This is a genomic window from Nocardioides hankookensis, assembly GCF_042658885.1.
Lineage (GTDB): Bacteria > Actinomycetota > Actinomycetes > Propionibacteriales > Nocardioidaceae > Nocardioides > Nocardioides hankookensis.
Window position 1 is genome coordinate 1236211 of sequence record NZ_JBHSRJ010000004.1, and the last position, 17797, is coordinate 1254007.

General features: G+C 72.6%; 17 protein-coding genes. 11 read left to right on the plus strand and 6 right to left on the minus strand.

Annotated features, from left to right (window positions below; translation table 11 throughout):
- Window positions 1–62 precede the first annotated feature (62 nt).
- Entirely contained in the window at window positions 63–1322 is a 1260-nt protein-coding gene (locus tag ACFPYL_RS12430) for an alpha/beta hydrolase fold domain-containing protein (RefSeq protein WP_379154319.1), read from the minus strand.
- 98 nt (window positions 1323–1420) lie between these two features.
- Here ACFPYL_RS12430 and ACFPYL_RS12435 point away from each other — a divergent pair, with 98 nt between their 5' ends.
- A complete protein-coding gene (locus tag ACFPYL_RS12435; RefSeq protein ID WP_379154321.1) occupies window positions 1421–2869 on the plus strand; it encodes a WS/DGAT/MGAT family O-acyltransferase in 1449 nt (482 codons plus the stop codon).
- Here the strand turns inward: ACFPYL_RS12435 and ACFPYL_RS12440 are convergent.
- Entirely contained in the window at window positions 2829–3776 is a 948-nt protein-coding gene (locus ACFPYL_RS12440) for an alpha/beta fold hydrolase (RefSeq protein WP_379154323.1), read from the minus strand. The two genes, ACFPYL_RS12435 and ACFPYL_RS12440, sit on opposite strands and share 41 nt — an antisense overlap.
- Window positions 3777–3870: 94 nt before the next feature.
- Between ACFPYL_RS12440 and ACFPYL_RS12445 the strand changes: the two genes are divergently transcribed.
- The 5 genes from ACFPYL_RS12445 to ACFPYL_RS12465 are packed head-to-tail and all read left to right on the plus strand — an operon-like array spanning window position 3871 to window position 8477.
- A complete protein-coding gene (locus ACFPYL_RS12445; RefSeq protein WP_379154325.1) occupies window positions 3871–6051 on the plus strand; it encodes an acyl-CoA dehydrogenase in 2181 nt (726 codons plus the stop codon).
- Window positions 6048–6533 carry an FAS1-like dehydratase domain-containing protein gene (locus tag ACFPYL_RS12450; RefSeq protein ID WP_379154327.1) on the plus strand — a complete coding sequence of 162 codons (486 nt, stop codon included), beginning with the start codon at window positions 6048–6050 and terminating at the stop codon, window positions 6531–6533. Before ACFPYL_RS12445 ends, ACFPYL_RS12450 begins: the two co-directional genes overlap by 4 nt.
- Window positions 6533–6931 carry a Zn-ribbon domain-containing OB-fold protein gene (locus ACFPYL_RS12455; protein ID WP_379154329.1) on the plus strand — a complete coding sequence of 133 codons (399 nt, stop codon included), beginning with the start codon at window positions 6533–6535 and terminating at the stop codon, window positions 6929–6931. Before ACFPYL_RS12450 ends, ACFPYL_RS12455 begins: the two co-directional genes overlap by 1 nt.
- Window positions 6931–7317 carry a MaoC family dehydratase gene (locus ACFPYL_RS12460; RefSeq protein ID WP_379154331.1) on the plus strand — a complete coding sequence of 129 codons (387 nt, stop codon included), beginning with the start codon at window positions 6931–6933 and terminating at the stop codon, window positions 7315–7317. The genes ACFPYL_RS12455 and ACFPYL_RS12460 overlap by 1 nt, the downstream gene beginning before the upstream one ends.
- Window positions 7314–8477: a lipid-transfer protein gene (locus tag ACFPYL_RS12465; RefSeq protein WP_379154333.1), complete on the plus strand. Its 1164-nt coding sequence runs from the start codon at window positions 7314–7316 to the stop codon at window positions 8475–8477. The genes ACFPYL_RS12460 and ACFPYL_RS12465 overlap by 4 nt, the downstream gene beginning before the upstream one ends.
- Window positions 8478–8511: 34 nt before the next feature.
- On the opposite strand, the gene ACFPYL_RS12470 is transcribed toward ACFPYL_RS12465, so the two are convergent.
- The 3 genes from ACFPYL_RS12470 to ACFPYL_RS12480 form a co-directional block, all read right to left on the minus strand.
- Window positions 8512–8877 (minus strand): DUF1203 domain-containing protein, encoded by a 366-nt coding sequence (locus tag ACFPYL_RS12470; protein ID WP_379155455.1) that lies wholly within the window; start codon window positions 8875–8877, stop codon window positions 8512–8514.
- 214 nt (window positions 8878–9091) lie between these two features.
- Entirely contained in the window at window positions 9092–9820 is a 729-nt protein-coding gene (locus tag ACFPYL_RS12475; RefSeq protein ID WP_379154335.1) for a dienelactone hydrolase family protein, read from the minus strand.
- A 10-nt stretch (window positions 9821–9830) separates the two neighbouring features.
- Window positions 9831–11219, minus strand: coding sequence for an MDR family MFS transporter (locus ACFPYL_RS12480; protein ID WP_379154337.1), 1389 nt, complete (start codon window positions 11217–11219; stop codon window positions 9831–9833).
- Window positions 11220–11290: 71 nt separating this feature from the next.
- On the opposite strand from ACFPYL_RS12480, the gene ACFPYL_RS12485 reads away from it, so the two are divergent.
- The 5 genes from ACFPYL_RS12485 to ACFPYL_RS12505 all read left to right on the plus strand — a co-directional run bounded on the left by ACFPYL_RS12485 (window position 11291) and on the right by ACFPYL_RS12505 (window position 15272).
- Window positions 11291–11896, plus strand: a complete 606-nt coding sequence (locus tag ACFPYL_RS12485; protein WP_379154339.1) for a TetR/AcrR family transcriptional regulator — start codon at window positions 11291–11293, stop codon at window positions 11894–11896.
- Between the two features lie 4 nt (window positions 11897–11900).
- A complete protein-coding gene (locus ACFPYL_RS12490; RefSeq protein ID WP_379154341.1) occupies window positions 11901–12521 on the plus strand; it encodes an HXXEE domain-containing protein in 621 nt (206 codons plus the stop codon).
- Between the two features lie 68 nt (window positions 12522–12589).
- Window positions 12590–13987 carry a DHA2 family efflux MFS transporter permease subunit gene (locus ACFPYL_RS12495; protein ID WP_379154343.1) on the plus strand — a complete coding sequence of 466 codons (1398 nt, stop codon included), beginning with the start codon at window positions 12590–12592 and terminating at the stop codon, window positions 13985–13987.
- Window positions 13984–14280, plus strand: a complete 297-nt coding sequence (locus ACFPYL_RS12500) for a hypothetical protein (protein ID WP_379154345.1) — start codon at window positions 13984–13986, stop codon at window positions 14278–14280. Before ACFPYL_RS12495 ends, ACFPYL_RS12500 begins: the two co-directional genes overlap by 4 nt.
- The gene (locus tag ACFPYL_RS12505) at window positions 14277–15272 is read left to right on the plus strand and encodes a sigma-70 family RNA polymerase sigma factor (protein ID WP_379154347.1); all 996 of its coding nucleotides are present in this window, start codon (window positions 14277–14279) and stop codon (window positions 15270–15272) included. The genes ACFPYL_RS12500 and ACFPYL_RS12505 overlap by 4 nt, the downstream gene beginning before the upstream one ends.
- Before the next feature lie 3 nt (window positions 15273–15275).
- Here ACFPYL_RS12505 and hrpB read toward each other — a convergent pair whose 3' ends face one another.
- The gene (hrpB, locus tag ACFPYL_RS12510) at window positions 15276–17765 is read right to left on the minus strand and encodes an ATP-dependent helicase HrpB (protein WP_379154349.1); all 2490 of its coding nucleotides are present in this window, start codon (window positions 17763–17765) and stop codon (window positions 15276–15278) included.
- Between the last annotated feature and the right edge of the window lie 32 nt (window positions 17766–17797).

The following is a 17797-nucleotide window of genomic DNA, read 5'->3' on the forward strand; positions in this document are numbered from 1 at the left end:
CGGGTGCGGACCTCCGTCGCAGGTGCCGAGTCGCTGTCCGCTGGGTCAGCCGACGTCAGCCGTCAGGCGGTGACGCCGTCGCGCTCGCGGCGCCAGCCGTTCCAGTGCCAGTGCAGGTAGCGGTCGATGGCGCGGACCACGTGGGCGGAGCGGATGGACGGGAACACGTCGAAGGCGTGCTGGGTGCCGGGGAGCTCGGCGTAGGTGACGGTGGCGCCGGAGACCTCGCGCAGCCGGCTGACGAACAAGCGGGCCTGGTCGACGGCGACGAGGGAGTCGTGGGCACCGTGGATGACGAAGAAGTCCGGGGCGTCCTTGCCGACGTGCAGCAGGGGAGTTCCGGCCTCGAAGACGTCGGGAGCCTCGGCCCAGCGACGGCGTACGACGCGCGGCGCGAGGAACTGGTCGCGCATCAGCTCGGCGCTGTGCAGCCCGGTCGAGCCGGCGAAGTCGTAGACGCCGTAGTGCGGCACGGCGACGGCGACGCTGGTGTCGGCGTCCTCGAAGCCGGGCTGGAGGTCGGGGTCGTTGGCGGTGACGGCGGCCAGCGCGGTCAGGTGGCCGCCGGCCGAGCCACCGGTGATGGCGATGTAGTCGGGGTCGCCGCCGTACTCCGCGACGTGGTCGCGGATCCAGGCGATCGCGCGCTTCACGTCGACGATCTGGGCCGGGAACGGGTCGCGCGGTGCGAGCCGGTAGTTGATCGCCACGCAGATCCAGCCCTTGGCGGCGAGGTGCTGCATCAGCGGGATGCCCTGCTGGTCCTTGTTGCCGATCGTCCAGGCACCGCCGTGCACCTGGAGCAGCACCGGTGCGCGGCCGTCCGTGCCGGCCGCCGGGCGGTAGACGTCGAGCAGCCCGCGCTTGCCGTGCTCGGGGGCGTACGGGATGTTCTTCTCGACCACGACGTCGACGTTGCGCATCCGGAACGGGTTGACCAGCCGCCGCCACGGAGTCGCGAGCTCGGCGGGGGTCGGCTTGGCGTCGAGCTGCTCGACGTAGTCGACGCCGAGCCCCTCGACGAGCGCGTCCTCCACCTTCGAGCCGGCCCGGCGGGCCTGGTCGACGAGGAACGCCTGGCCGGCCAGGTTGAGCCCGGCGAGCACCAGTCCGAGACGACGCCGCGGTCGACGGCGCTCTGCCGTTCTTCTGGAAACGTGCGCGGCGGTGTCGGCGGCGGTGACGGCCATCAGGTGCGGTGCGAGCTCGGTGGTCAACCAGCCGGCGAAGAACGACGGGATGCTCGCCCGGTAGCCCGGGACCGGGCGGATCGCGTTCGCGGTCAGAGCGGCGGTGACGAGCTGGCGGCGGAGGAAACCCATGCCTACCAATGTAGAACGTCGGTGAGGGGCGTCACGCGTGCCGTTCGGGGGTAGACCTCGTTGGAAGTAGAACGGGTTCCACCAGGGAGAGGGAGATCATGGATCGGTTGTCGGGGCTCGACGCGAGCTTCCTCTACCTGGAGACGCCCGCGCAGCTGATGCACGTGTGCGGCGTGATCGTGCTGGACCCGAGCACGATGCCGGGCGGCTACGGCTTCGCGGCGTTCCGCGACGAGGTGGACCGCCGGGTCCGCGACCTCCCGGAGTTCACCCGCCGGCTGCGCAAGGTGCCGCTGGGCCTCGACCACCCGATCTGGGTCCACGACCGGCACTTCGACATCGACCGGCACGTGCACCGGCTCGCCCTGCCCTCGCCGGGCGGCCGCGCCGAGCTGGCCGAGCTCACCAGCCACCTCGCCGGCCTCCCGCTGGACCGCTCGCGACCGCTGTGGGAGATGTGGGTGATCGAGGGGTACGACGACGGCAAGGTCGTCGTCTTCATGAAGATGCACCACGCGACCGTCGACGGCGTCTCCGGCTCCAACCTGCTCTTCCACCTCTGCAGCCTCGAGGCCGACCAGCCGCCGATCGCCGAGCCCGAGTCCCACGAGCGCGGCCACGAGCCGAGCCAGAGCGAGCTCCTCGGCCGCGCCCTGGTCACCACCTTCACGCGACCGCTCAACGCCGTACGCCTGGTGACACCGTCGGCGCAGCTCGTCACGAAGACGGTCGGCCGCGCCCGGGCGGGTACGGCGATGGCCGCGCCGTTCTCGGCCCCGCGCACATCCTTCAACGGCACCATCACCGGCCACCGCGTCATCGCGCTCGCCGACCTGGACCTGGAGGAGATCCGCCACGTCAAGAACGCCACCGGGACCACGGTCAACGACGTGGTGCTGGCCATCGCGGGCGGCGCGTTGCGGGCCTACCTCCTCGACCGCGACGAGCTCCCGTCGAGCTCGCTGCTGGCGACCGTGCCGGTCTCGGTGCGCGAGGAGTCGCGACGTTCCGGCGGCGCCAACAAGGTCTCGGCGCTCTTCGCCAAGCTGGGCACCGACACCGAGGACCCGCTCGAGCGGCTCCAGGACATGGCCGAGCGCAACAAGAACGCCAAGGAGCACCACCAGGCGATCAGCGCCGACTCGCTCCAGGACTGGGCGGAGTTCGCCGCGCCGCGCACCTTCGGCCTCGCCGTGCGCACGTACGCCGGCCTGAAGCTGCCCGAGAAGCACCCGGTCGTGCACAACCTGGTCATCTCCAACGTCCCCGGCCCGCCGGTGCCGCTCTACTTCATGGGCGCCCGGATCGACGGCCTCTACCCGTTGGGGCCGGTCTTCCACGGAGCCGGCCTGAACATCACCGTGGCCTCCAACAACGGCCAGGTGCACGTCGGGATCATCGCGTGCCGCGAGTCGCTCCCGGACGTCGACGACCTGGTCGACCGGTTCCCCGTCGAGCTCGCCACCCTGACCGCGGCGGTCGGTCGGAAGAAGTCGCCCGCGTCGATCAAGCAGGCACGGAAGAAGAAGGCGGCTTCCGGCGGCTGAAGTCGCGACGCCGCGCGTTGACCGTGGTGACCGCCTCGAGGAACGCCGGCACGAACCGCTCCGACTGGAGCACGCACGCGGCATGACCGGCCACGATGTCGTGGATCGTCGCCCCGGGGATCCGTCGGGCCAGCGCGAGCTGGTGGCGCGGCGGGAGCACGTGGTCCTGGGTGGTGACGACGACTGCGGTCGGCACGTCGATGCGGGACAACCACGGTCGCGAGTGGTGCCGGCCCAGCGCGGCCACGGCCTGGCCGACGGCCCAGGGGCTGGTGCTGCGGAACTCCGCGAACGCCCAGTCGTGCACGTCGTCGGGCTGGAGGTCGAGCGCGCGGGCCGTCGTCCGGGCGGCGCGGACGGCGATCCGCGAGCGGGAGAGGCCGCGGGTGCCGAACATCGCGACCTCCATGCCGGCGTGGAAGGCCCGCTCCGGGACCGAGGCGCGGAACCGGTCGGTGGTGGCGCACAGGACGAGCCCCGCCACCCGCTCGGGGTGCTGTCGCCAGACCCGCTGCGCGATGATCGAGCCCATCGAGTAGCCGGCGACGATGACCTCCTCGAGCCCCAGCACGTCGACCAGCGCGGCGACGTCGTCGGCGCAGTCGGCCAGCGAGAAGTCGTCGGACTGGATGCCGCGGCCGTGCCAGCGCTGGTCGAGCGTGACCACCCGGAAGCGTCGCGACAGCGGCCCGATCGCCGGGAACCAGGTCAGCAGCCCGGTGCAGCCCACCGCGTGCAGCAGCACCACGGTGGGGGAGTCCGGGCTCGGGCCGGGGGTGTCCGTCACGTACGTCGACCCGCGGCCCGGCAGCTCGACCATCCGGCCCTCGGGGATCCGCACGTACGGCACGTAGACGCGGTGCGTGAGGGTGGCCTTGAGGATCGTCCGGGGAGTCGGTGGTCGCACGGGGCCTCACTCTCGACGTTCGGGTCCGGCTAGAGTAGAACAGGTTACAGTTTTCGCAGTCTGTTCGTACCCGAGACGGTGTCAGGAGATGTACGTGACGCAGGATCTGGAGGCCGTCGAGGCCGTGGGCTCCGTCGTCCGCGAGGCGCTGGACCGCGCCGGCGACGCCGAGTCGGACGCCTGGGCCGAGGCGACCTGGGCGGCACTGGCCGCCGCGGGGCTGCTCGCGCTGCCGGTGCCGGAGGCGCACGGCGGCGATGGCCTGGGGCTGACCGAGGTGGCGGTGTTGCTGCGCGAGACCGGCCGGCGCGCGGTCCAGCTGCCGGTCTGGGAGACCCTCTGCTGCGGCGTCCTGACGCTCGCGGCCGCCGGCTCGGCCGAGCAGCAGGCGGCGCTGCTGCCGGGCGTCGCGGCCGGTGAGACGCTGCTGAGCCCGGCGGTGCGCGACTTCGGACCCGCCACGACGTACGCCGACGGCGCGGTCAGCGGCCGCAAGGTCGGCGTCACGTACGCCGACCGATCGGCCCGGCTGCTGGTCACGGCGCACGACGGCGAGCGTGACGTGGTCGCGCTGGTCGACCCCTCGGGTGCGGGCGTGGAGCTGCTCGAGACGATGTCGAGCTTCGGCAGCACCCAGCACACCGTGGTCCTCGACGGCGCACCCGCCGAGCTGCTGGCGGGCGACGACGCCGCACGGGTGCTGCGCGAGCTCGCCGTCGCCGGGCAGTGCCTCACCGCCGCCGGCCTGGTCGCCGGCGCGCGGGACCTGACGGCGACGTACATCAAGGGACGTACGCAGTTCGGGCGCACCCTGGCGGAGTTCCAGGCGGTCGCGATGCAGATCGCCGACGTCTACATCGCCTCGCGCACCGTCGACCTCGCCGCCGACAACGCGGCCTGGCGGATCGTGAACGGCATCGACGTCGCTGACGACCTCGCGGTCGCGGCGTACTGGGTCTGCCATGAGGGCCCCGCCGCCATGCGCACCTGCCACCACCTCCACGGCGGCATGGGCGTCGACATCACCTACCCGATGTCGCGCTACTTCTCCTGGGTCACCGACATCGTGCACGCGCTCGAGGTGCAGGCCGAGGACGTGCACGTCGAGGACCCCGCCACCAAGAACCTCGAGCTCACCGAGGCGCAGCGGGCGCTCAAGGCGGAGCTCCGCGCGTACTTCACGGGCCTCGCCGACGGCAATGACCACCGCGACATGGCCCTCGACCGGCACGGCGAGACCTACCAGCGCGTGGTGCGGCAGATGGGCGACGACGGCTGGATGGGCGTCGGCTGGCCGAAGGAGTACGGCGGCCACGGACTCGGCGAGATCGAGCAGACGATCTTCGCCAACGAGGCCCAGCGCGCCGACGTGCACCTGCCGGCGGTGACGCTGCAGACCGTCGGGCCGACGCTGATCAGGTACGGCACCGAGAAGCAGAAGGACATGTTCCTCAAGCGGATCCTCGCGGGTGACGTGCACTTCGCGATCGGCTACAGCGAGCCCGACGCCGGCACCGACCTGGCGTCGCTGCGCACCACGGCCAAGCGGGACGGTGACCACTACGTGGTCAACGGCCAGAAGCTCTGGACCACGGGTGGCCACCAGGCCGACTACCTCTGGCTGGCCGTGCGCACCGACCCGGACGCCCCGAAGCACAAGGGCATCTCGATCCTGATCGTCGACACGACCGACCCCGGCTACTCCCACACGCCGATCATCACGGCCGACCGGTCCCACCACGTCAACGCGACGTACTTCAACGACGTGCGGGTCCCGGTCGACATGCTGGTCGGCGAGGAGAACCAGGGCTGGAAGCTGATCACGACCCAGCTCAACCACGAGCGCGTGATGCTCGGCCCGGCGGGCCGTCTCGAGGGGCTGCGCGACCGGGTCGCCGAGTGGGCCACGAAGGCCGGCGTGATCGACCGCCCCGACGTACGCCGGGTGATGGGCGAGGTGACCGCGGTCTTCCGGGTCAATGAGCTGCTCAACTGGGAGGTCGCCCGCGCCGCCGCGGTGGGCGAGATCTCCGTCGGCGACGCCTCGTCGAGCAAGGTCTTCGCGGCCGACCAGGTGCAGCACCTCGGCGCCGACCTGGTCGACATCGTGCACCGCTACGGCGACCCCTCGGACAAGGAGACCGGCGACCTGATGACCTACCTGGACGGACAGGCCAAGCGCAACCTCGTGCTCACCTTCGGTGGTGGTGTGCAGGAGGTGCAGCGCGAGCTGATCGCGATGTTCGGGCTCGGGCTGCCGCGGGTGCCTCGATGAGCGCCCACGATCGGATCATGGCCGAGGCCGAGCGGATCAAGGCCCTGGGTGAGGCGTCGGAGTCGATGGCGCCGTACGAGGTCAACCAGCCGACGATCGGCACCTGGCTCGACGCCATGGGCTACGACAACGAGCGCTTCCGCACGGGGGAGGCGCCGCCGTCGATGGCGCAGGTGTGGACGATGCCCGGGCTCGGCCGGCGACGCGCCGACGACGACCCGCTGAGCCGGATGATGGAGATCCTGACGGCCGAGGGCTACACGGCCGTCCTGGGCACCAACTGCGAGCAGAGCTACGAGCGCTACCTGAAGGTCGGCGACGAGCTCCGGGTGACGACGGCGCTCGATTCGGTCGCCGGCCCCAAGAACACCGCGATGGGCGAGGGCTACTTCGTGACCTCGCGCAACACCTGGTACGTGGGCGACGAGGTGGTCGCGACGATGCTCTTCCGGGTGCTCAAGTTCATCCCGAAGGAGCGCTGATGAGCACGGGTGTCATCCGGCCGATGATGGGCCGGGACTCGCAGTTCTTCTGGGACGGCACCGCCGTTGGCGAGCTGCGGATCCAGAAGTGCAACGCCTGCGGCGCCTTGCGCTTCCCGCCCGGGCCGACGTGCGTCGAGTGCGGGAAGTTCGACCGCGGTCACGTCGTCGCGGCGGGCACCGGCACGGTCTTCTCGTACGTGGTGCACCGCTACCCGCCCGTCCCCGGCAAGGAGCTGCCGATCGTGATCGCGCTGGTCGACCTCGACGAGGGCGTCCGGATGGTCGGCGAGGTCGTCGACGTGGCTGACGACGAGATCGAGATCGGGATGGCGCTGCGCGTGGACTACCGGAAGATCGACGACGAGCTGACCCTGCCCGTGTGGAAGAAGGCCTGATGAGGACGTTGACCGCCGGGGAGCAGATCCCGGAGTGGAGCCTGCCGATGACCCCGACCACGATCGTGAGCACCGCGATCGCGACCCGCGACTGGCAGGACGTCCACCACGACCGCGACGTCGCCCAGGCGGCCGGGTCGAAGGACATCTTCATGAACATCCTGACCAGCAACGGCCTGGTCGAGAAGTACGTCGTGGACTGGCTCGGTCAGGACGCCGAGCTCAAGGGCATCGCGATCCGCCTCGGCGCGCCCGCGCACCCCTACGACACGCTCACCTTCCGCGGCTCCGTGGAGTCGGTCGAGGACGGCATCGCGACGATCAAGGTCGTCGGCTCGGTCTCGCTCGGCGACCACGTCACCGGCACGGTGCGGGTGGTCGCATGAGCCTGTACCGCAAGGCGGCGATCGCCGGCATCGGCGCCACCGAGTTCTCCAAGGCCTCGGGCCGCTCGGAGCTCCAGCTCTCCGTGGAGGCGGTGCAGCACGCGCTCGCCGACTGCGGGCTGAGCGTCGACGACGTCGACGGCCTGACGACGTTCACCATGGACACCTCCTCCGAGATCGCCGTCGCCCGCGAGCTCGGCATGAAGGAGATGCGGTTCTTCAGCCGGATCAACTACGGCGGCGGAGCCGCGTGCGCGACCGTCCAGCAGGCCGCGATGGCCGTCGCGACCGGTGTGGCCGATGTCGTCGTCTGCTACCGCGGCTTCAACGAGCGCTCGGAGTCACGCTTCGGGCAGTTCTCCGTCGCCGCGGCGACCCAGGTCAACACCAACGGCCTCGACAACGCGTGGTCCTACCCGATGGGCCTCGGCACGCCGGCCGCGACGGTCGCGATGCAGGCGACCCGCTACATGCACGAGTACGGCGCCACCTCCCGCGACTTCGGGGCCGTGGCCGTGGCCGACCGGCGGCACGCCGCCACGAACCCGAACGCGTTCTTCTACGGCAAGCCGATCACGATCGAGGACCACCAGGCCTCGCGGATGATCGTCGACCCGCTGCACCTGCTGGACTGCTGCCAGGAGTCCGACGGCGCGCAGGCACTCGTCGTCGTCTCCGCCGAGCGGGCGCGCGACCTGAAGCAGACGCCGGCGTACATCTCGGCGGCGGCGCAGGGCAGCGGCGCGGACCAGTTCGTGATGACGTCGTACTACCGCGACGACATCGGCATCCCCGAGATGGGCGTGGTCGGGCGCGAGCTGTGGCGGCAGTCCGGCCTCGGCCCCGACGACATGCGGATGGGCATCCTCTACGACCACTTCACGCCGTACGTGCTGATGCAGCTGGAGGAGCTCGGGTTCTGCGGTCGCGGCGAGGCGCCCGGGTTCGTGGCGGACGGTCGGATCGAGGTGGACGGCGCGTTCCCGCTGAACACCCACGGCGGCCAGCTCGGCGAGGCCTACATCCACGGCATGAACGGCATCGCGGAGGGCGTCCGCCAGGTCCGCGGCACCTCGGTCAACCCGGTCGACGGCGTCGAGCACCTGGTCGTCACCGCCGGCACCGGCGTGCCCACCTCCGGCCTCATCCTCTCCGCCTGAGCCCACCCCATCCCCGCCGAGTCGTGACTTCTGGTCACCCGAGTCGGGACTCTTGGTCACCCGAGTCGGGAGTCGCGGCGAACATGTAGCAGCCGTACGCGAGGTTGCGGCTGTGCACGAGGACGACGCCGGGCTCGGCGAGCACCGCGGCCAGCGACGCGGCCGGGTCGGCACCGTCGTGGACCCGGGTCGCGGGGTGGATCCAGCCGCGCTCGTCGTACGCACGCAGCACCTGCGGCTTGTGCGCCCAGTCGGCGGGGTAGGCGTCACCGGCCGGTCCGGCGCACGGCTCGGCGTGGACGAAGACCGCACCCTTCTCGGCGTACGGCGACCCGGCAGCGCCGGCTCGTAGCCTGCGAGGAGACAGGCCTCCCCGGCGGCGGCGTCGCGGAGGCAGCAGCGGAGCGGCTCGCCGCCGGCAGCGGTGATCGGCTCGACGGGCAGGGCCGGCTGCGTGCTGCGCATGCGGTCGAGGACGTCGGCGGACAGGGCGTGGATGGTCGGTGACATGCTGTCATCGTCCGCCTCGGCGGCCCGACGTTCTAGCGGGAATCGGACGCGGCAGGAGCTGACCAGAAGTCACGACTCGGGTGACCAGAAGTCACGACTCGCGGTCAGTGGAGCTTGTCGGCGAAGAAGGCGAGGACGCGGTCGACGCCCTCCTGCTGGCGGTGCTCGGTGAGGGTGGAGTGGCCCTTGCCGTCGAACTCGACGCGGATGAAGGCGTCGCCGATCTCTGCGGTCAGCGTGTCGAAGCGGGTGCCGACGGCGACGTCGTCGCGGTAGCGCAGGCCGAGGACCTGGCAGCCGCCGGCCGCGCGGGCCCGGACGTCGGCGAGGTCGGCGGGGGAGAGGTTGAGGTCGGCGGCGCGCTTCTTGCCGACCGGGAACGGCAGCGACGGCTGCGCGAGCACCGGGGCGACGACGGACGTGTCGACCATCATCGCGAGCGCGAACCCGCCGGTGAAGCACATGCCGAGCGCGCCGACCCCGGGACCGCCGAGCTCCTCGTGCAGGTCGCGCGCGAGCGCGCGCAGCCAGCCGACGACCGGCGAGGTCTGCCCGGTCGCCATCGTCGTGAACTCCTTGCTCACGCAGACCTTCGGGAAGACCTGGCCGACGTACGCGAGCGTCATCGGCCGCTCGGGCGTGCCGAAGAGGTGCGGCAGCACGACGGTGAAGCCGGCCGCCACGACCTCCTCGGCGAACGCGACCACGTCCGGGGTGATGCCCGGGATCTCGTGGATGAGGATGACGCCCGGGCCGGTGCCCTTGCGGTACGTCGGGTGGGTGACCCCGTCGGCGGCGTACGAGGACTGCGTCCAGCTGTCGAGGAGCGTCATGGCGGTGAATCTACTGGTCGGCGGTCACCGGCTTGGCCGGGACGAGCAGGGAGAGCCCCGCTGCCACGAGGGTGAAGGCGATCGACCACCAGAACGCCTCGTCGAAGCCGACGTTGGCGACCACGACCGCCAGCACGGCGACGCCGAACGAGCCGCCGACCTGCTGGGCGGTGCGGGTGAAGATGCTCGCGTCCGGCATCTCGTGGCGCTCGAGTCCCTGGTAGGCGAGCGTCATCAGCGGGATGAAGGCGGCACCCATGCCGAAGCCCCGCACCAGCAGGGCGACGAGCAGCCACCACTGCGGCGTCGTCGCGTCGGCGAACGCGAACGGGATCGTCGCCGCCGCCATGACGAGGAAGGCGGCGACCGCCACCCAGCGGCCGCCGATCGTGTCGGTCAGCCGCCCGGCGATCGTGCGCGACGCGAGCGCCCCGACGCCCTGGGGGATCAGCAGCAGCCCGGCACCGAGCGCGTCGTGCCCGCGCACGACCTGCCAGTAGAGGGGGAGCAGCAGCATCGCGCCGTACAGCGCCGCACCGGCGAGGAACATCAGCGACGTCGAGACGGTGAGCGGTCGGTGCCGCAGGATCCGGACGTCGATGAGCGCCCGCGCACCGCGTCGCAGCGACCAGCCCGCGAAGCCGGCGATCAGCAGCAGGCCGCCGACCAGCGGGACGAGGACTTCGCTGCTGCCGAAGCCACCCTGACCGCCGACCTGGGAGAGGCCGTAGATGACGCCGACGACCCCGGGGACGACGAGCGCCAGGCCGACGCCGTCGAGGGGGACCCGGCCGGTGGGCGGCGGGTCTGCGGGCAGCATCCGGACCGCGAGCGCGAAGCCGACGATGCAGAAGGGCACGTTGACCAGGAAGAGCCAGTGCCACGAGAGGCCACCGAGGATGAGGCCGCCGACGACCGGCCCGAGGATGGGGCCGAGCGCGGCCGGGAGGCTGACGGCGGCCATCAGGCGCCCGAGGTTCCGACCGTGGGCCGCCTGCATCAGGATCGTGGTCATCAGCGGCATCATCACGCCGCCGCCGAGGCCCTGGACGACGCGGAAGGCGATCAGGCTCTCGGCGTTCCACGCGAGCGCGCACAGCACCGATCCGGCGAAGAAGACCACCAGCGCGATCAGCCACAGCCGCTTCGCGCCGAGCCGGCCCTGCGCCCAGCCGGAGATGGGGATGCTGACGAACATCGCGAGCAGGTACGCCGTGCTCACCCACTGGATCGTCTCGACGGAGGCGTCGAGGGCGCCGCTGAGGTCGTGCAGGGCGACGCTGACGATCGTGGTGTCCAGGATGACCGCGATGGCGCCGGTGATCACCGCGATCGCGATCCGCTTGAGCTCGGGATCGAGCTCGGAGTCCGTCGGCGCGACGGACGTCTGCTGAGTCATGGTGCTCCAGAAATTAGATACGCCGATGTTTCTTGTAGCGCCAGCCTAGAAGTCGGCGATAAGATACGCAAGTGGATCTTGAAGCGGAGGCGCCCGCACGGCGGCGCCGGGGTGCCGAGCTCGAGGAGGCGCTGCTCGAAGCGGCGTGGGACGAGCTCAACCAGCACGGCTACGGCGCGCTCACCATCGACGGCGTCGCGCAGCGCGCGGGCACCAGCCGGACGGTCGTCTACCGGCGCTGGGCGACCAAGCGCGAGCTGGTCGAGGCGGCGATCGTCTTCATCAGCCAGCGCAGCCGGCCCGAGGTGCCGGACACCGGCAGCCTGCGCGGCGACCTGCTCGAGATGATGACCCACACCAACAAGAAGCGGATCGGCCTGATGGCACTGATGGTCGCGTTCATGGGTGGCTACTTCCAGGAGACCGGCACCTCGCCGTACGACCTGCGTCGCCTGGTGATGGACGAGGGGCCGAACTCGCTGGACGTGATCATCGACCGCGCGGTCGAGCGCGGCGAGGTGGACCCTGCTCGGCTCACGCCGCGGGTGCGGAGCGTGGCCGCAGACCTGTTCCGCCACGAGGCGCTGATGCGTCTCGGGCAGGTGCCGGACGACGTCGTGGTCGAGATCGTCGACGAGATCTTCCTGCCCCTGGTGGCGCGCGAGGTGCCACGCTGAGCGCGTGCGCTCCCTCTACGCCACCTGGCCACGGGTTGGGATGGTCCTCGCGGCGGTCCTCACCGTCGCGCTCGTGGTCGCGCTGGCGGACGACCCCGACCGCGCCACCGACGTGCGGTTCGTGCTCGCCGTCAGCCTGCTGACCCTCTTCCTGCACCAGAACGAGGAGTACGTCCGCCCGGGCGGCTTCCCGCGGATGGTCAACCTGGTGATGTTCCACAGCGACCTCCCGGACCGCTACCCGCTCGACCAGCGCACGTCCTGGATCGTCAACGTCGGCCTCGGCTGGACGTCGTACGCCGCCGCGGCGATCGTCGGTGCGCACGCGATCTGGCTCGGCATCGCGACGCTGGTGGTGTCGGCGGGCAACGTCTTCGCCCACACGCTGCTCTTCAACATCCGCGGCCGGACGCTCTACAACCCGGGCCTCGCGACCTGCTGGCTGCTGTTCGTGCCGGTGATCACGTGGTTCGTCGTGGTCGTGGCCCGCGACGACCTGGTCGGGGTCGGCGCGGTCGTCGTCGGCATCGCGCTCGGCCTGGCGCTCAACTACCTCGGCGTGGTCCGGCTGATCGTCGCCCTCGGTGACCGGGACTCGCCGTACGCCTTCCCGGCGCGTCGATGAGTCCGGCGCAACCCGCGGATCACACAGGAGAAGGCAGCTGAGGACGCTGCCACTCTCCTGGAGGACACATGCTCGACGCTGCACATCGTCGGTGGGTCATCGTGCTCACCTCCCTGGGCTCCTTCATGGCCGCCATCGACACCTTGGTGGTCTCCACGGCGATCCCGACGATCCGGGGTGACCTCCACGCGTCGCTGACCGAGCTCGAGTGGACGGTCAACGCCTACAACCTCAGCCTCGCGGTGCTCCTGGTGCCGGCCGCCGTCATCGGCGACCGGTTCGGCCGGGCCCGCTGCTACGCCCTCGGGCTCGCCCTCTTCGCGCTCGCCTCGATCGGGTGCGCGCTCTCGACCGGACCGGACCTGCTCATCGCCATGCGCGCCCTCCAGGGCGCCGGCGGTGCGCTGGTGCTGACGCTCGGCCTCGCCCTGCTGACCGGTGCGTTCCCGCCGGAGCGCCGCGGCGAGGCGGTCGGGCTCTACAGTGCCGTCACCGGCATCGCGGTGGCCTGCGGGCCGCTGCTCGGCGGGCTCGTGCTCGGCGGTCTCGACTGGCAGTGGATCTTCTGGGTCAACGTGCCGATCGGGCTGCTCGCCGCGCCGCTCGCCCTGCGCTACGTGCCCGAGGTCCGGGTCCCGGACAGCACCCTCGACGTCCGCGGTGTCGTCCTGCTGGGCGCGGGCTGCTTCGCGCTCGTGTGGGCCATGGTCCGCAGCGCCAGCGAGGGCTGGGGGGCTCCGGAGGTCGTCGCGATGATCGCGGTCGGCGTGGCCCTGCTCGGTTCGTTCGTGCTCTGGGAGCGCCGGGCACCCCGGCCGCTCATCCCGGCCGCGCTGCTCGCCCGCCGCGGCTTCGTGGCCGGCAACGTCGCGGCGTTCCTGACGCTGGCCTCGCTCTTCTCGGCGGTCTTCTTCTACGGCCAGCTGCTCCAGTTCGGCTTCGGCGACAGCGCCCTCGAGGCGGGTGTGCGGCTGATGGCGTGGACCGGCACCTTCATCGTCGTCGCGCCCGCCGCGGGTGCGCTCGCCGACCGGATCGGCGAGCGCCCGCTGCTCGTCACCGGGCTGAGCATCCAGGCGATCGCGATGCTGTGGTTCGCCGGCACGGTGTCGGCGGGCGGCGACTACCTCGACGCGCTCGGGCCGTTCGTCGTCGGCGGGATCGGCGTCTCGCTGGCCGTCCCCTGCGGCCAGAGCGCCGTCGTCGCCGCGGTCGAGGACCGCGACGTCGGGACGGCGTCCGGCATCAACAGCACGATGCGCGAGCTCGGCGGTGTCTTCGGCGTCTCGCTCACGGTCGCCGTCTTCGGTGCGTACGGCGGCTACGCGTCGCCCCAGCAGTTCGTCGACGGGTTCGTGCCGGCCCTCGTCACCGCGGCCGGGCTGTCGGCGGCGGGAGCGCTGGTCGGCCTCGCGCTGCCCGCGCGCCGTCGCATCGTCGTACCGGCCGTGGCGGTGGCGTCGTGACGCGGCTCGTCGTGCGCTACCGGGTGCGCCCCGAGTGCGCCGAGGAGAACCGGCGCCTGGTGCGCGCGGTCTTCGCCGAGCTGGCCGAGCTGCGCCCCGCTGGTGTCGCGTACCAGTCGGCGGTCCTCGAGGACGGCGTCACCTTCGTCCACCAGGTCGACGGCGACAGCGCCGTGCTGCGCGAGCTCCCGGCGTTCCAGCGCTTCGCCTGGACTGTCGGCGAGCGGTGCGAGGATCCTCCTGTGCAGAGCAGCGCGCAGGTCGTGGGCGCGTACGACGGGAGGCGGCCATGACGGCCACGGGGGACGCGGACCTGCTCGTCGCCGCGCGCGGCGGCGACTCGGCGGCGTTCGACGCGCTGGCCGCGCCGCTGCGACCGGGGCTGCTGCTGCACTGCTACCGGATGCTCGCCTCGTCCCACGACGCCGAGGACGCCGTCCAGGAGACGCTGCTGCGGGCCTGGCGGAGCCTGGACCGGTTCGAGGGACGCAGCGCCCTGCGCACCTGGCTCTACACGGTCGCCACCAACGTGTGCCTGCGCGAGATCGAGCGACGGGGACGCCGGTACTGGCCGGTCGACCTGTCACCGGCGGGCGACCCGGCACTCGGCGTCGGGGCTCCGCTCACCGAGACGGTGTGGCTGGGGCCGCTGCCCGGGGCGGGCCTCACCTGGGAGTCCTCGCCGACCGACGCGGTCTACGAGCAGAAGGAGTCGGTGGAGCTGGCCTTCGTGGCCGCGCTCCAGCAGCTCCCGCCGCTCCAGCGCGCCGTGCTGGTGATGCGCGACGTGCTCGCGATGCCGGCCGCCGAGGTCGCCGGCGCGCTCGAGACCTCGACGGCCGCGGTCAACAGCGCGCTCCAGCGGGCCCGGGCGACGATGGCCGACCGGCTGCCCAACCGCAGCCAGCAGCGGGTGCTCCGCGACCTCGGCGACGACCGGGTCCAGGCGAGCGTGGCCGCGTTCGTGGCGGCCTGGGAGCGGGCCGACGTCGACGCGGTGGTCGCCCTGCTCACCGACGACGTCGTGATGGCGATGCCGCCCTTCGGCGAGTGGTTCGCCGGGCGGGAGGCCGTCGCGCAGTTCATCGCGGCGTACCCGCTGCGTGCCGGACGGCGCTGGACGTGCCGCACCACGACGGCCAACGGTCAGCCCGCGGTCGAGAAGTACGTCTGGGACGAGGAGGTCGGGGCGTTCCTGGCGCACAGCGTCTCGGTGCTGTCCTTCGCCGACGACGGCCGGATCCGCAGCTTCGACGCGTTCCTGGACCCGTCCCTGATGTCGTGACGGTCAGGAGCGCCGTACGCCGCGGGTCGGCGGCGCGGTGGTCGGGTCGTCCGGCCAGGCGTGCTTCGGGTAGCGGCCCCGGAGCTCGGCGCGCACCTGCGGATACCCGTTGGTCCAGAACGACGCCAGGTCGGCGGTGACCGCCGCGGGTCGGCGGGCGGGGGAGAGCAGGTGCAGCAGGAGCGGCACCCGGCCATCGGCGAGCCGCGGAGCGGCGGCCCAGCCGAAGACCTCCTGGAGCCGCACGGCCAGCACCGGTTGGTCGCCCGCGTAGTCGATCCGGACGTGGGAGCCGCTCGGCACCTGCACCCGCTCGGGCGCCAGCTCGTCGAGCCGACCCGCCTCGGGCCAGGGCAGCAGGCGGCGCAGCGCCACGAGCACGTCGACGCGCCGCAGGTCGCGGGTGCCCCGGACCCGCGCGAGCTCGGGGCCGAGCCAGGTCTCGACGCCGGCGAGCAGGGCGTTGTCGGAGACGTCCGGCCACGGCTCGCCGAGGGCACGGTGCAGGAAGGCCAGCCGCTCACGGAGGGCGGTCGCGGCCTCCGACCACGGGAGGGCTGCCAGCCCCTCCTGCCGCAGGCCCTCCCGGACCGCGGTCGCCACCAGGGCGGGCGCCGGGTCGGGGATCGTCGTCGACGAGAGCTCGATCGCGCCCAGCGAGACGGTACGCCGCGCGACCACCCGACCGTCGGACCACTCGACCTGGTCGGCCTCCTGCCACCACGCGGACGCCGCCTCCAGCGCCAGGTCCTCCGACAGCGGCGCCGCCGAGCGGACCGTGGCGTCGCGCGCGCCGGGGCGGCGGTCCGCGTCCGCGACGGCCAGCCAGGGCAGACCCGCGAGGCCCGAGCCGGCGGGGACGACGGCGCCGGTGCCCGAGGTCATCAGGTAGGCGGTCCCGCCGGGGCGGAGCCGGGCGATCCGTCCGGGGTGGGCCAGCGCGACCACGAGGCCGACCGCCACGTCGTCGGACAGCCCCGTCCCGGCGCCGGAGCCACGGAGCGTGGCCTCGAACCGCTGGGTGGCCGCGGCCCACGCGGCGCTGTCGGGCCCGCCGCGCCGGACCGCTCGGAGTGCGGCGACGAGGTCCGCGCCCGGCGCGCGGACGTCCTCGGAGAGCAGCGCGACGACCTCGGCGGCACGTCGTACGCCGACCGCCTCGGCGCCGTCGAGCAGCGCGCGAGCCAGGCGCGGGTCGGCACCGATCCGGGCGATCTCACGCCCGCGCTCGGTGACGGACCCGTTGTCGTCGACGGCGCCGAGCCCGGAGAGCGTGGTCCGCGCTGCGGCCATCGCGGCTGCTGGCGGCTGGTCCATCAGCGCGAGGCCGCTGGGGTCGGGGCTGCCCCAGGTCGCGATCTCGAGGGCGAAGGAGGTGAGGTCGGCCGTCGCGATCTCGGGTTCGGGATGCGCGGGCAGGTGGGCGTGCTCGGCCTCGGACCAGCACCGGTAGACGGCGCCGGGTCCCTCACGGCCGGCTCGACCGGCGCGCTGCTCCGCGGCGGCCCTGCTGACGCCGACCGTGACGAGGCCGGCGAGCCCGCGTCGGTGGTCCGTGCGCGGCGCCCGCGACAGCCCGGCATCGACGACGGCGCGCACGCCCGGGACGGTCAGGGACGACTCGGCGACCGCGGTGGACACGACGACCCGACGCCGGTCACCGGGGGTGAGTGCCAGGTCCTGGTCGCGGTGCGCCAGGCGGCCGTGCAGGGGACGCACGTCGGCGTCGACCCCGGACAGCCGAGCCGCGACGCCGCCCACCTCGGCCACGCCCGGCAGGAACGCCAGCACGTCCCCGGGCTGCTCGGCCAGCGCCCGCCGTACGCACGCGGCGACGTGGTCGAGGAACTGCGGCGTGAGGCCGCGGTCGTCGGCGCGGCGTACGCCGGAGGGGAGCGGGCACCAGACCTCGGCGACGGGATGGAGCGACCCGGGGACGTCCACGACCGGAGCACCTCCCAGCAGCGAGGCCGTGCGCTCGGCCTCGACCGTCGCCGACATGGCGACCACGATCAGGTCGGGCCGGAGGGTCGCCCGCACCTCCACGAGCAGCGCCAGGGTCAGGTCGGAGTCCAGCTGCCGCTCGTGGACCTCGTCGAGCACCACGGCGGAGACGCCGGGCAGGTCCGCGTCCCCCTGGAGGCGCCGGAGCAGCACGCCGGTGGTGACGAACTCGATCCGGGTGCGTGCGCCGGCCCGCCGCTCGCCGCGCACCGAGTAGCCGACGGTCTCGCCCACGGGCTCGCCCAGCAGCTGGGCGAGGCGTCGAGCGGCGGCACGCACCGCGATCCGGCGCGGCTGGGTGACGACGACGGTCCCGTCGACCAGGGCCGCGACCGCGGGCGGCACGAGCGTCGTCTTGCCGGTGCCCGGAGGAGCCTGCACGACCGCCGTACCGGCGGCGCGGAGCCCCGCCACGATGTCGCCGAGGCCGTCGCGGACCGGCAGGGACGGCGGCTCCGCGAGCAGTCGCTGGATCGGGTCGCCGGGCACGGAGACAGTGTGGGGGACGGGCTGGCGGGTCA